This window comes from Devosia yakushimensis (assembly GCF_030159855.1).
Classification (GTDB): Bacteria; Pseudomonadota; Alphaproteobacteria; order Rhizobiales; family Devosiaceae; genus Devosia; species Devosia yakushimensis.
The window spans coordinates 3,274,687-3,289,210 of record NZ_BSNG01000001.1; the positions used below are offsets into that span (position 1 = coordinate 3,274,687).

At 61.6% G+C, this 14,524-nt stretch carries 9 protein-coding genes and 1 pseudogene; 7 read left to right on the forward strand and 3 right to left on the reverse strand.

The features are described 5' to 3' along the window. The first annotated feature begins 5 nt into the window (after positions 1 to 5). The 7 genes from kdpB (at position 6) to QQL79_RS15875 (ending at position 9,407) form a co-directional block, all read left to right on the forward strand. Complete coding sequence (gene kdpB / locus QQL79_RS15845) at positions 6 to 2,060, forward strand: potassium-transporting ATPase subunit KdpB (RefSeq protein WP_284392525.1); 2,055 nt, start codon at positions 6 to 8, stop codon at positions 2,058 to 2,060. A gap of 173 nt (positions 2,061 to 2,233) precedes the next feature. Continuing rightward, a complete protein-coding gene (gene kdpC / locus QQL79_RS15850; protein ID WP_284392526.1) occupies positions 2,234 to 2,806 on the forward strand; it encodes a potassium-transporting ATPase subunit KdpC in 573 nt (190 codons plus the stop codon). A 133-nt stretch (positions 2,807 to 2,939) separates the two neighbouring features. After that, on the forward strand, positions 2,940 to 5,600 hold the full coding sequence (locus QQL79_RS15855) for a DUF4118 domain-containing protein (RefSeq protein WP_284392527.1): 2,661 nt from the start codon (positions 2,940 to 2,942) through the stop codon (positions 5,598 to 5,600). Continuing rightward, positions 5,597 to 6,292: a response regulator gene (locus QQL79_RS15860; protein ID WP_284392909.1), complete on the forward strand. Its 696-nt coding sequence runs from the start codon at positions 5,597 to 5,599 to the stop codon at positions 6,290 to 6,292. The genes QQL79_RS15855 and QQL79_RS15860 overlap by 4 nt, the downstream gene beginning before the upstream one ends. Before the next feature lie 91 nt (positions 6,293 to 6,383). Then, the gene (locus QQL79_RS15865; RefSeq protein ID WP_284392528.1) at positions 6,384 to 6,818 is read left to right on the forward strand and encodes a hypothetical protein; all 435 of its coding nucleotides are present in this window, start codon (positions 6,384 to 6,386) and stop codon (positions 6,816 to 6,818) included. Positions 6,819 to 7,095: 277 nt separating this feature from the next. Further along, positions 7,096 to 7,443, forward strand: a complete 348-nt coding sequence (locus QQL79_RS15870; RefSeq protein ID WP_284392529.1) for a hypothetical protein — start codon at positions 7,096 to 7,098, stop codon at positions 7,441 to 7,443. Positions 7,444 to 8,399: 956 nt separating this feature from the next. Next, positions 8,400 to 9,407 carry an MraY family glycosyltransferase gene (locus QQL79_RS15875; RefSeq protein WP_284392530.1) on the forward strand — a complete coding sequence of 336 codons (1,008 nt, stop codon included), beginning with the start codon at positions 8,400 to 8,402 and terminating at the stop codon, positions 9,405 to 9,407. Here the strand turns inward: QQL79_RS15875 and QQL79_RS15880 are convergent. The 3 genes and pseudogenes from QQL79_RS15880 to QQL79_RS15890 form a co-directional block, all read right to left on the reverse strand. Then, complete coding sequence (locus QQL79_RS15880) at positions 9,404 to 11,302, reverse strand: polysaccharide biosynthesis protein (protein ID WP_284392532.1); 1,899 nt, start codon at positions 11,300 to 11,302, stop codon at positions 9,404 to 9,406. The two genes, QQL79_RS15875 and QQL79_RS15880, sit on opposite strands and share 4 nt — an antisense overlap. 172 nt (positions 11,303 to 11,474) lie before the next feature. Continuing rightward, a pseudogene (locus tag QQL79_RS15885) lies at positions 11,475 to 11,584 on the reverse strand (IS3 family transposase); the annotation flags it as partial. 116 nt (positions 11,585 to 11,700) lie between these two features. Further along, positions 11,701 to 14,247: a M10 family metallopeptidase gene (locus QQL79_RS15890; RefSeq protein ID WP_284392534.1), complete on the reverse strand. Its 2,547-nt coding sequence runs from the start codon at positions 14,245 to 14,247 to the stop codon at positions 11,701 to 11,703. Positions 14,248 to 14,524 lie beyond the last annotated feature (277 nt).

The following is a 14,524-nucleotide window of genomic DNA, read 5'->3' on the forward strand; positions in this document are numbered from 1 at the left end:
TCATCATGTCCAGTTCCGCTAAACCCATTTCCATGTTCTCGCCGGCCATTCTGGTGCCGGCGCTGCGCGACGCGGTGATCAAGCTCGATCCGCGCCAATTGGTGCGCAACCCGGTGATCTTCGTCACCGAGGTGGTAGCCGTTGTCGTCACCGCCATCTTCATCCAGGACCTGTTCGGGGGGGTGGGCGCCGCCTTCTCCGGCCAGATCGCGCTCTGGCTGTGGTTCACCGTGCTGTTCGCCACCTTTGCCGAAGCCGTTGCCGAAGGGCGCGGCAAGGCGCAGGCGGAGAGTCTGAAACGCAGCAAGACCGATCTCGTCGCCAAGCGGCTGCTGGCGCCGACCGACGCGAAAAGCCGCGCCGTCGAGGCGATCCCGGCCACCTCGCTCAAGATCGGCGATATCGTCCTGGTCGAGGTCAATGATCTCGTGCCCGGCGATGGCGAAGTGATCGAGGGCATTGCCTCGGTCAATGAAAGCGCCATTACCGGGGAATCCGCGCCGGTGATCCGCGAGGCCGGCGGGGACCGTTCGGCAGTGACCGGCGGCACGCAGGTGATTTCGGACTGGCTCAAGGTGCGCATTACCACGCGGCCCGGCGAGACCTTTGTCGACCGCATGATCGCGCTCATCGAAGGGGCCAAGCGGCAGAAGACGCCGAACGAAATCGCGCTGTCGATTTTGCTCTCCGGGCTGACACTGGTGTTCCTGATTGCCGTGGTGACGCTATATGGCCTGGCGCTCTATTCGGGCACCGAGCTGTCGGTGGCGGTGCTGGCCGCTCTCCTGGTCACGCTGATCCCCACCACGATTGGCGGCCTGCTTTCGGCTATCGGCATTGCCGGCATGGACCGGCTGATCCGCTTCAATGTCATCGCGACCTCGGGCCGTGCCGTGGAAGCGGCGGGCGATGTCGATACGCTGCTGCTGGACAAGACCGGCACCATTACCTTCGGCAATCGCATGGCGTCCGAATTTTTGCCGGTGTCGGGGGTGAGCGAAAAGGAGCTGGCGGAAGCCGTGCTGCTGGCGTCGCTGGCCGATGAAACCGCCGAAGGCCGCTCCATCGTGGCTTTGGCCAAGGCCGATTTCGGGCTTACCGAACCGCGTATCCTGGGCAATGGCACGACGACCATCCCGTTCTCCGCCCAGACCCGCATTTCGGGCATCGATATCGATGGCCGCCGCATCCGCAAGGGCGCGGTCGATGCGGTGCTGCGGTTCGTGGGGCTCGACAAGGCGCAGGCCTCGGCCGAGTTCAACAAGGCGGTCGATGCCATTGCCCGCACCGGCGGCACCCCGCTGGCCGTGGCCGAAGCCGATCGCCTGCTCGGCGTCGTCCATCTCAAGGACGTGGTCAAGCCCGGCATCAAGGAGCGCTTTGCCGCCCTGCGCGCCATGGGCATCCGCACCGTCATGGTGACGGGCGACAATCCCGTCACCGCCGCGGCCATTGCCTCGGAAGCCGGCGTCGACGATTTCCTCGCCGAAGCCACGCCCGAGCAGAAGCTGGACTTTATCCGCAAGGAACAGACCGGCGGGCGGCTGATCGCCATGGCCGGGGACGGCACCAATGATGCCCCGGCTCTGGCCCAGGCGGATGTGGGCGTCGCCATGCAATCGGGCACCCAGGCGGCGCGCGAGGCGGGCAATATGGTGGACCTCGATTCCAGCCCCACCAAGCTCATCGAAATCGTCGAGATCGGCAAGCAGATCCTGATGACGCGCGGCTCGCTCACCACCTTCTCGATCGCCAATGACGTCGCCAAGTATTTCGCCATCATCCCCGCGCTGTTCCTGGCCACCTATCCGCAATTGGGCGCGCTCAACATCATGGGGCTCAGCTCGCCGCAATCGGCGATCCTGTCGGCGGTGATCTTCAACGCGCTTGTTATCGTGGCGCTGATCCCGCTGGCCTTGCGCGGCGTCAAATACCGCCCGGTCGGCGCCGCCGCCCTGCTCTCGCGTAACCTGCTCGTCTACGGCCTGGGTGGCATTATCGCCCCCTTCATCGGCATCAAGCTGGTGGACATGGTCGTCACCGCCCTGGGGATCATCTGATGTGTGCCCCGATATCATCGCACCGCCTCCCTCCCCCTTGAGGGGAGGGAACGAGGGTGGGGGTCGGCGAGCATTGTGCAGAAGCCGCAAAGACCCCCACCCTAGCCCTCCCCTCAAGGGGGAGGGAACGAACAATCGGCCATCGTGCCCCGCCTTCAAAGGAGGCAAAGAAAATGTTTGACCAAATCCGCCCCGCCATCGTGCTGACCGTATTGCTCTCGGCGGTTACAGGCCTGGCCTATCCCCTGGCCATTACGGCTGCCGCCCAGGCTGTGTTGCCTGGCCAGGCCAATGGCAGCCGCATCGAACGGGAAGGCGCCGTTATCGGCTCCGAGCTGATCGGCCAGAATTTTACCCAGCCGGGTTATTTCTGGCCCCGGCCTTCGGCCACCGGCCCCGACGCCTATAACGCTGGTGCTTCGACCGGTTCCAATATCGGACCGACCGGCAAGGCGCTGGTCGACCGCGTGGCCGGCTCGGTCCAGACCATGGGCGGCGGCCCGGTGCCTGCCGACGCCGTCACCACGTCCGGCTCGGGGCTCGATCCCCATATCACCCCGCAGTATGCGGCCTGGCAGATCGAGCGGGTGGCCCAGGCACGCGGGGTCGAACCGGCTGAAATCGCCGAGATCGTTGCCCGTGTGACGGAAGGCCCGGCCTTGGGTATATTCGGGGAACCACGCGTCAACGTGCTGCGTCTTAACCTGGCGCTGGACGAGGCTGCGGGTCCAGCGGAAGGTCGATAGCAACCCATGCACCCAATCCAATCACAGCGTCATTCCCGCGCAGGCGGGAATCCATTCCTGGATAGGGTATGGGTGAAAGAGTGGATTCCCGCCTGCGCGGGAATGACGCCGTGGGTTTTGGGAACGCGTGCAGATGCGCAATGACGCCGACAAGCGACCGGACCCCGCCGTCCTGCTACAGCTTGCCGCGCGTGAAACCCGCGGCAAGCTGACCGTGTTTCTGGGTGCGGCGCCCGGCGTGGGCAAGACCTATGCCATGCTGGAGCGGGCGCGGGGGCTCAAGGCGGCCGGGACCGATGTGGTGATCGGGCTGGTGGAAACCCATGGCCGCGGCGATACGGCCAAGCTGGCCGAAGGCATCGAAGTGCTGCCCCGGCAGAACAATGGCGGGCCCTATGGCGAATTCGACCTCGACGCGGCGCTGATCCGCCGCCCGGCCCTGCTGATCGTGGACGAGCTGGCCCATAGCAATGCGCCGGGCTCGCGCCACCCCAAGCGCTATCAGGATATTGCCGAGCTGATCGGGGCGGGGATCGATGTGTGGACCGCGCTCAATATCCAGCATCTGGAAAGCCTGTCGGACCTGGTGGCCCGCATTGCCGGGGTGCCGGTGCGCGAGACGGTGCCCGATATCGTGCTCAAGCGCGCCGATGAGGTGATCCTGGTCGATCTGCCACCGGCCGAGCTGATTGCCCGGCTCAATGACGGCAAGGTCTATCTGCCCGACAATGCCAAGCGGGCGCTGGACGGCTTTTTCAAACCCTCCACACTCACCGCCCTGCGCGAGCTGGCCCTGCGCCGCGCCGCCGACCGGGTGGACGACCAGATGGTCGATTTCCTGCGGCAAAGCGCGGTCGAAGGCCCCTGGGCGACGGGCGAGCGGCTGCTGGTCTGCGTGGGAGCGGACGCCATGTCGGAAAGTGTGGTGCGGGTCGCGAGCCGGCTGGCTTCGGGCCTCAATGCGCGCTGGCTCGTGGTATCGCTGAGCCGGCCCGGCGCCCCGCTGCCCGATCCGGTTGCGGCCGAACGGCTGGAAGAGACCCTGCGGCTTGCCGAACGATTGGGCGCCGAGACACGGCGCGAAACGGCGGGCGATTTCGTCGATGCCATCCTGCGGCTGGCGCGGCGGGAGCACATTACCCAGATCGTCATCGGCCGCTCCGCCACCAATCGCTGGTTCCGCCGCTCGCTGCCCGATGCCCTGCTGGCCGGTTCGGGCGAAATCGGCATCCATATCGTGCCGGGCGAGGGTTCAACGCTTGCCCCTTGGCGCCCGCGCAAGCGGCTGACCCTGCCGCAATGGGCGCTGACGCTGGGCCTGCCTATCGCTTCGGTGGGGGCCACGACGCTGTTCGGCCTGGGGCTGACAGCGCTGGTGGCGCTACAAAACCTCTCCATGCTCTATCTGGCCGCCGTGCTGGTTTCGGCTGTCATCGCGGGGCGCGGCTCGGCGCTTCTGGCGGCGGCGCTTTCCTTCTTCGCCTATAATTTCTTCTTCATCGAACCCACGGGAGAATTGACCGTGGCCCAGCCGCAGGAAGTGCTGTCGCTGGTGATCTTCATCGCGGTGGCCCTGGCGGCGGGCCAATTGGCCGCGCGCCTGCGCGAAAGCGCTGATCTGTCCCGCCAGCAGGCGCGGCAGAGCCAGGCGCTGCTCGATTTTTCCCGCAAGCTTTCGGCGGCGCATGGGCAGGAAAGCGTGCTCGACGCCATTGCCAGCCATCTCCATACGAGCCTGGGGCGGCCCGCCGTGGTGCTGGTGCCCGATGAGGGGGGCGACCTCTTGCCCGCCGCCGCATGGCCGCCCGACCAGGCGCTGGGCGCGGCCGAACTGACCGCGGCCCGCTGGGCCTTCGACAAGAAGGAGCCGGCCGGGTTCCTGACCGGCACGCTGCCGCAAATCCACTATCTCTTCCGGCCCATCATCTCGGCACAGCGCATTCTTGGCGTGGCGGGGCTGGTGATGGGGCCGCGCGACACGGCGCTGGGCCCCGATGAAGAACGGACCTGGGTGGCGCTGCTCGATCAATCGGCGATTGCGCTCGACCGCGCCCGGCTCACGCGGGAAAGCGCCCGGGCCTCGGTGGCACGCGAGGGCGAAAAGGTGCAATCGGCCCTGCTCTCCTCGCTGTCGCATGATTTGCGCACGCCGCTGGCCTCGATCACCGGGGCGGTGACGACGCTGTTGCAGCTGGGCGAGAAAGTGCCGCCGGAAAGCCGACAAGATCTGCTGGTTTCCATCGAGGAAGAGACCGCCCGGCTCACCCGCTTCGTCACCAATCTCTTCGACATGACGCGGATCGAGGCGGGCATGATGAGTGCGCGGCGCGAGCCGATCGAACTGGCCGAAATCATCGCGAAAAGCGCGGCACGGGCGCGCAAGCTGCACCCCGACCTCGTCATCGAAACCAGCATCGCCCCCGGCCTGCCCACAGCGGCAGGCGATGCCGTGCTGCTGGAACAGGTGCTGTTCAACCTGCTCGACAATGCCCGCAAATATGGCGGCGAGCTGCCCGTGACCGTCTATGCCCGGGCCGAGGACGGGATGGCGAGCATTGCAGTGACCGACCAGGGCAAGGGGATTCCCGAGGCGGAGCTGGAAAAAATCTTCGACAAATTCTATCGCCGCATCAAGGGCGACGGGCGGCCCGCCGGCACGGGGCTGGGCCTTTCCATCGCGCGGGGACTGATGACCGCCATGGGCGGCACGATCACCGCGACCAGCCCCGCCATCCGCAAGCGCGGTACCCGCATGACACTGCGCCTGCCCCTGGCGGGCGGAAAGGCAGGCTGATGCAACAAAGAATCCTCGTGGTCGATGACGAGCCGCAAATCCAGCGTTTCCTCAAGCCGGCCCTGCTGGCGGCGGGTTTTGATGTCGAAACGGCGGGCAGCGCCGCCGAGGCCAAGCGCCTGGCGGCGACGCGCGCCCCTGACCTGCTGGTGCTCGACCTGGGCCTGCCGGACGGCGACGGCAAGGGCGTGATCGAGACCATCCGCGCCTTTTCGGCCATGCCCATTATCGTGCTTTCGGCCCGCGACCAGGAGACCGAGAAGATCGCCGCCTTCGACATGGGTGCCGACGATTACGTGGAAAAGCCATTCGGCATTGGCGAGCTGCTGGCCCGCATCCGCGCCGCCTTGCGCCATGCCGGCCCGCAGCAGAGCCAGCCCACGGAGCGCCGGTTTGGCCGGGTGCTGCTGGACCTGGCGCACCGGCGGGTGCTGGTGGGGGACGAGCCGGTGCATCTGACGCCCAAGGAGTTCGAACTGTTCGACCTTTTGGCCGCCAATCCGGACAAGGTCATCACCCATCGCCAGGCGCTGATCCGCATCTGGGGGCCGGCGCATGGCGAGGATGTGCAATATCTGCGCGTTGTCATCGGGCAATTGCGCGCCAAGCTCGAAGAAGACCCCAAAAATCCGCGACTGATCCTCAATGAAGCGGGTGTGGGCTATCGGCTGGCGCCGCCCCTTGCGACATAATGCCGACATGAATACTGGCTCTTTGAGGCCGGGCACATGGGTCGTGCCGGCGGCGCTGCGGCGCCTTTTGGGATTTTGAGGAGCTTGAAATATGACGAGACTGGCTATTTGGGGTATTGCCGCGCTCATGGTGCTGATGGCCGGGCCGAGCCATGCCGCGCCGGCCTATTCCTTCGGCGACGATAATGGCGAATATGCCAATGATGGCGAGTGCGACGATCCGCGCTTTGACGGGCCCGGCATGACAGCCACGGACCTGCTGAGCGACGATGTGCTGCATGACGCCAGCGATTGCGAGGCGGCCTTCAATGCGGGCCAGCTGACGCTGCGCGGCGTGGCCGACGATGGCACGATCGATTTCGGCGATGACGAGGGCGAATATGCCAATGACGGGGAATGCGACGACCTGCGTTTCATCGGCTCGGGCATGACCGCCACCGCCCTGATCCAGGACGATATCATGCATGACGCGACCGATTGCCGGACCGCCTATGAGGCCGGTAAGCTCAAGCTCAACCTGCGCTAGGCCATTTTCGCCAAAACAGCGGCCTGGCGCCGCGTCACCTCTCCCTTGGGGGAGAGGTCGACGTTTGGGTCGGGTGAGGGGGCCTTTTCCAAGCAGAAAGCCCCTCCCCGACGCCTGCGGCAAGCACCACATGCGCAGAAAACTGGCTTTTGCCGGCCAGCATCAGTTAAATGACTGCGGCCCTGGGCCAAGGCACGAGAAGCGGTAGGACCTGCCACTTCTATCCGGCCAGCCAGGCATGGCATGGCGTCCTTTAGGGACCCGAGCGAGGCACGTCTTGAGCCAGTCTTCGACCGTCTTTTCGCTGCGCATAGTTGCCGTCGTGCTGATCGTCACCCTCGCCTGGGATGCGCTGGACCCCGGCGCCGGCCCCTCCCCCCTATTCGTGCTCGCCTCCTATTTCCTCCTCGGCTTCGTCTGCGCCGCCGCCTTTCCAGGCCAGGTCTGGCTAGGTGTAACCATCGCCGTCGCCGCCGCCCTCACCTTCGAAATCCTGCAATCCCTCGTCCCCTTCCGCGACGTCCGCGAAATCGAACTGATCGGAAAGTGGCTGAGCGTTTCGGGCGGGGTGATACTGGAGCTGGTGCTGGTCTTTGTAAGGGATGTGAGGGAGCGGGGGCGGTGACTTTTGCGTTCATATTGTAGATTGCGCGAACCACACGCCCTTAAAACTAATTTTTAAAACCCTCCAACCTAGAGGCGCCCGCGAGTCTCTTGGCCAGATATTCAGAATCCAGGCCCGGAAGTATGGCCTGAATCTCTGGGCTTTTGGCCATCTCAGTGAGCCTTCTTACAAAGGCTGGTCTCGCTGGGGTGATATGGATCGATGAACTCATTGCCCTCGCCTTTGATGCTCTCCAGTTTGGAAAAGTCAAAGTATGTGATACCCAGCAATCGCAGCCACGCGGCTGTTTCGGGAGAATGAAACGTCCTGAAAGCACCGTGCTTGGGTGAATCTCAAAGAGCGGCGAGAACGACCGGATCAAATGGAGGCGTCACGGCAACCAATTTGATACCGCGCTCCTCAGCAATCCTGGCAAATTGCTCGAACTGTTGCTTGAACTCTGGTAGTAGCGCTGCTCCGCCCTGCACAAGCCGAAGCAAACTGCGCTATAAGCTTGCCACGGTACAGGACCTCTACGCGTACAACGAAGAATCGACCGCAATCTTCGCCAAGGATGTCTTTACGCCGCGATGCAGCAAAAATCTGCGCATTCATCTGTTCCGGCCGAGCATTACGCTGATCAAAATGCCGCTGACGTCCGCGCCTCCGATGGTGAGCCTAATTTTCGGAGTTGTTCGCCGAGTTTGCTGTTGAGATCGCGTGGGCCACATCGCCGCAAGGCGAGAAGTGCGACACGCTGTGGTCGCGTAAGGTGATGCCAATCAAGGTTCATTTCCGCACCTTTCATAAGCAATTATAGCGGCAACAACTGTGGCGACTTGCGGGCATCTCCGTTTCACATGACAGCGAGAACGGTTGCGCTCTCTCTGGCATCCGGTGACGTGACACTTCCTGCCAGCCCAATTTGACGCTACGCAGAAGCAGACACAGAACCCCGAGCCGTCGTGCAAACTATAGTGATCATTGCTGCCTTGCTCATCAGCTGGCTTGGCACCCTCCTCATCGAGCACCAGGCTGATCGCCTAGGGCTGGTCCAGGCGTCCAACGCGCGCTCCTCGCATACTCGGCCAACGCCAAGCGGCGGCGGCCTCGCCATTGCGCTTGCCTCGGTGCTTGCGGCGACGGCCTTGGCTCAGACTGGTCATGGCGAACTATGGACCTTCGCCGTATTGGCGATGTGCATCGCATTGCTCGGATTTGCTGACGATTTGTACGATCTGTCCCCGGCCCTTCGCTTTCCGATTCAGGCCCTGATTTTCTTCGCCCTGCTTTGGACAAGCGGCCCGCTACCCAGCATCCCACTGCCACTCAATCTTGCACTCGCGGGTCCACTGCTCTTCGTCATCTTGCTGCTGGTGGGCCTTTGGTGGCTCAACCTCTTTAACTTCATGGATGGCATTGATGGCATCGCTGGCAGCCAGGCGATCTTGCTGCTGTTAGGTGGCAGCGCCATATGGTGGCTCGGCAACCCCGCCGCCGCAGACTTTTCGTCCTTCTGGCTCGCGCTGGCCGGCGCCGCTGCCACCGGTGGCTTCCTGCTGCGCAACTGGCCACCCGCCAAGATTTTCATGGGCGACGCAGGTTCTAATGCAATAGCCCTGCTCATCTTCTGGGTTGCAATCAGAGCGATTGCAGAAGGGCAAGTGGCCTACCAACCCTGGCTGATCCTGCCGGCAGTATTCGTAACGGACGCTACGGTCACGCTTATGCGTCGCCTGCTTCGTGGTGAACGTCCCTGGTACGCCCATCGCCGGCATGCCTATCAGCAGCTATCGCGGGTATGGGGGCACCGCCGCGTTACCCTGGCCTATAGCGGGCTTACATTGGCCTGGACCTTTCCCCTCGCATGGGCGGCCCAGCAACTGCCTACCTGGAGCTGGTGGCTGGTTCTGCTGACTTACATGCCGCTGGTTGCCCTTTCCCTGCGCGCCGACGCAGGTGGCGCCAACGAGATGGGGGCTTAGCCGACTGGTGCGGGCTCAACAGGCTTGGGTGCGGAGTCTGCTATCAGGGCGAAAAGCTGCTCCCGTGCCGCCGCTTCGTCCTGCGCAGCGATGGATTGCTCAAGCTTAGCAAGCGCTGCAGGCAGTTCTCGAACCTCGCCACGACCTATAGCAGTCATGATCTTGGGATGCCGCGTCGTCCGCGCACTGGCGGCATCGTAGAAGAGCTCCTCGAACATCTTCTCACCCGGTCGGCTACCCACCGTGACGATCTCGATACTGCCACCAGGGTTGGCCGCGTCACGCACTGTTTGCCCGGCCAGTTGGATCATGTTGCGTGCGAGGTCGGAAATTTTGACCGGGGCGCCCATCTCGAGCAGAAAGATGTCTCCACCTTCGGCTAGCGCACCGGCCTGCACGATGAGCTCCGCCGCCTCATGGATCGACATGAAATAGCGCGTCATTGCTGGGTGGGTAAGGGTCACGGGGCCGCCGCGGGCGATCTGCTCCTCAAACAGCGGCACAACTGAGCCGTTGGACCCCAGAACATTGCCAAACCGCACCGCGCTGAATTTTTGGCCCGTCCCCGCCTCCACTGCGCGCTGAGCATAGTGGCGCATGATCAGTTCGGCCCAACGCTTGGTCGCGCCCATAACGTTGGTTGGGCGCACGGCCTTATCCGACGAGATCAGCACGAAATCGCGCACACCGGTCTCGAATGCTGTCCGCGTGACCGCCAGCGATCCAAACACATTGTTCCGCATGCCTTCCAGCGCATTGGCCTCGACCAGTGGCACATGCTTATGCGCAGCCGCATGGAACACGACTTCTATACCCTGCTCGGCTATCGCGCGGGCCAGAGCCCCCGCATCGCCGATCGAGCCGAGTACAGGTACGGCTTTGATACCCAAGGTGTCGACCAACTCGCGATGCACGTTGTACAGCGCGAACTCGTTCTGTTCGAACAACACCAAGACGGTCGGCGACCAGCGTGCGATCAGGCGGCAGAGTTCCGAACCTATCGACCCACCTGCCCCCGTGACCAGAATTGCGCGATCGCGGATCATTTCTCCAAGCAACTCAGCTTGTGCCGGCACAGACGAGCGGCCCAGCAATTCGTCGATGTCGATCTCACGGATCTGATTGACCAGATACTTGCCGGCTAGCAGGTCCGCGATATGTGGAAGCGTCCTGATCTTGATGGGATGGCGGGTCAGGTTGGTGACGATCTGCTGCCGCTTTTCCGAGGTTATGGACGGCATGGAAAGGATCACTTCCTGCACGCCATAATTGGCGATCAGCTCCGGCAAATACGCGGGCGCGTAAACGCGCTGTCCGGCAATGTCGCGACCATGCAACGACTTGTCGTCATCAATGAATCCGACGATCAGGCTTCGCCCCTGCGAACGCAAAGCAACGGCTAGTTGTGACCCGGCTTCTCCTGCGCCGTAGATCAGGATTTGTCCGCCTTTCAACTGCTCTTCAGGTGGAGCCCAGATGAAGCGCTTGGCGGCAAAGCGACTGCTGATGATCAGAGTTCCTCCGACGATCCAGTAAATCAACGGCACCGAGCGAGGAATAATGCCGTTCCCGGCCATCTCGGTGAGAAATACGACCAGAACCCACCCAAGGGCGGCAAAGGTCATCGCTTGCAGCATCGTCCAGATCGCGCGCTCAGGAAGATAGCGGATCACCGCACGATAGAGCCCCATCCGAATGAAAATTGGGATAGCGACAACGGGAGCAACAGCAATGACAATCCATTGCCGGGGCCCCGGCTGAAAGAAGGAACTATATCGCAGCGAATAGCTAATCCATACGGCGCCCGCTAGCACGAGGGCATCGAAAGTTATCAGTACTACCCGTTTGGCCGGGCGCGGCAATTCCCCTAGCCAGCTTCTCATCGGTTCATACATCGATACTTAAGACCCGGCCCGACACAGTCCTATGCTGGCGGTCAACCACAAGCTGGACTTCATTATCGCCTCACCGCAGAAATTGAAAGCCATCAGCGCCATGCCTTGCGGATCGAGACATTTCAAGCCTAGCGCACCTCATCGACAAGGGACAGCTTGCGCGCGGGCCTCAGAGCTTTTGCGACAGCACATCCTGCAACATGGCGTTGTCCAGCGACAGGTCCGCGACGGCGCGCTTGAGCCTGGCGTTCCCTCCTCGAGCTGCCGCAGCCGCTTCACTTCAGACGGCATCGGACCGGCAAACGGCACAAAAGCCGCCTGCCCCGACGCTCTGGATGTGACCTAGATCGCCGTCGCAGGCAAAGATGGCGCCACCGGTTGCGGCGGCGCCATCAACCTTAGCTATAGATGAAGTCGTCAACGCTAGAGATGGTATTGTGATCCACACCTTCAAGCAGCACGGTCACGTTGAGGAATGACACCAGAGTGTCATTGCCCGCATCCGCAATAATAACGGCAGTGCCAGCAGGCACTTCGATCTTGTCGACGTTGTCTTCAAAATTCCGGATCGTGTCATTGCCGTCATTGAGCGCAAACCTGAACCGGTCTGCACCCGAGCCACCATCCAGGACATCGTTGCCGCGACCACCGACGAGAATATCGTTGCCGCTACCGCCGTAGAGCCGGTCATTTCCGTCACGGCCATACAAAGTGTCCCTGCCCCCGGAGCCCCAAATGGTGTTCGCGCCTGCATCGCCGCGCAGACTGTCGTTGAACTGGGTGCCATAGAGGTTTTCAATCGAGATGTAACGGTCGCCGGCTGCGTCGCCAGTATTGTTGCTCTCTACTTGAAGATCGGCGACGACACCGCCAGTGACAAATAATTCTGAGTGGAATCCGGAGTAAGATGCACGGTCTGTTCCGTTTCCGCCATTCAAGATGTCCGCCCCAGCGCCACCGACGAGAATATCATTGCCATCGCGGCCATAGAGGACGTCGTCGCCGCTATTCCCATCAAGAATGTTGCTACCGCTATTTCCGCGCAGACTATCAGCGCCAGCGCTCCCCCAAAGGTTTTCGATGGAGACATAGCTATCGCCAGCGGCTTCCCTGGTGTTGACAGCGGCATTGGCCAGATCGACAACAAGCAGGCCACTGGTATTGTTGTACTGGGCCGTGTCGCTACCAGACCCGCCATTCAGGATATCGGCGCCCGCCCCACCCATAAGAATGTCGTCACCACCCCTGCCGTAAAGAGAGTCGATACCGGCGGCGCCATTGATAGCGTTATCCAGATCATCTCCGCGCAGACTATCGGAGAAGTCACTACCCCAAATTCCCTCAATGGAAACGAATGTGTCGCCCGCTGCTTCCCCAGTATTATTGCGGGAAACCAGCAGATCTACCAACAATCCTGTCAGGGCGCTGCTGTAGCGGACCACATCAAGTCCGGTGCCACCGTCGAGAGTGTCTGCGCCGGCGCCGCCTTCAAGCATGTCGTTACCAGACCCGCCTTGGATAGCATCATTACCAGTTCCGCCGAGCAGATTATCGTCGCCCGCACCACCATAGAGCCGATCATTGCCGTCACGTCCGTAAATGCTATCATTGCCGCCGCCGCCCCATAGGGAGTTGGCGCCACTGTTTCCGCGTAAAATGTCCCGTTGGTTGGAACCATAAAGATTCTCGATCGAACTGTAGGTGTCGCCTGCAGCGTCGCCCGTATTGGCTGACGCGTTCTGGAGATCGGTCACAACCCCATCGGCAGCAGTGGAGTAGTCGGCCCGATCACTTCCGCTACCGCCAACGAGTCTGTCGCCGCCCTCACCGCCGATCAGAATGTCATCGCCAGCGCCACCTTCAAGGCGGTTGGCAATCTGGTTGCCGCGAATTGTGTCGTTACCCGAGCCGCCAATGGCGTTTTCGATCAGAGAGCGCGTATCGTCGTTCACCATCAAAGCGTTAAAGATATTGGCGCGCGCATAATTAGCGTCACCAAGATAGGCCAATTGGCTTGCATCAAAAACCGACCAGAAACCTGGCCGTAGATCCAGGCTCAAATCGGTGCCATACGCACTCAGGTTATATGTATCGACACCGCCGCCATCCCACAGGGTGGCAAAAATCCGGTTACCGCCAGCGTCAATGCCAACCGCCCCATTGACCCGCGTGTCGCCCGAGCTTGGATCCCAGGAATATACGGTATCGCTCGAATTGGTGCTGTAATCTGCACCGTACATGTACTGCAAGGCCACAATATCGAGCATCATATAAGTCTGGGCATAGCCAAACTCTTCGTTGGAATACCCCCCGATAAGCGGATCGTTCACATAGGAACGATAGGTCATCACGGTAAATTCCATGGAATCAGCATCGCTGGGTAGCGGCCCGAAAACACTGTTTTCCTGGCCATGCTTGAGACCCATGGCGTGGCCGATTTCATGCAGATGCGTGTGCCAGGCATAGTTGCCGGCGACCGGGAAGCGATAATCCCCATCCGTGTAATCATAGGCGTTTCCGAACCACACATCGCCGTTGTCATCGATCTGGCCTGTGGCGTAATTGGCTGGAAAATCTGCGACTCGTGCGGTCCCCAGGTTGACCGAGCTCGTGCCACCAAAGCGTATATGCGCATTGCCCGCGTCCGTATCACCGAGCGACTGGATATTAGCGTTGGTGAACCCTTCGATAGAAAATCCGCGTGACGCAACAGGCCCATCACTCGCGCTTAAGGCAAAATCGATGGCATCACGCTGCTCGTCGCTAATTTGCCGAAAATTGCCCGGTAAGTCTGTGAGTTGGGTATAATTGGCATAGGCGGCTGCGGTAACGGAGAACGAATAGTAGATCGTTGAATCCGCCCACTTTTCATTGGTCAGCAGGCCATCAACATATTGATTATTAATCTTGTTGACTATGCTCGTCGTCCGACCGGTGCCACTCATGAAATACCCCCCAAAAATGCAAATTCACAAAATGCCAAACGCGCAAGAGAGTTACGATATACTTGAACCGCGAGCAATACCGGCTTTGTCAGCCAGATCTGTTGGGGGCGATATCAAGCAGAGCCTGCGTCCCGGTGATTTCTTCCCCCATTGGCAGGCAGGGCGTTGCGATTAACCTCCTCGATCGCATTTACTTGCGGAAACCGTGAGCGCAGGAAATATCGAGCGGCGCGAAACTGAAAACGCGCTGGTTGCTGTACCTGCATAAATCTGTAAT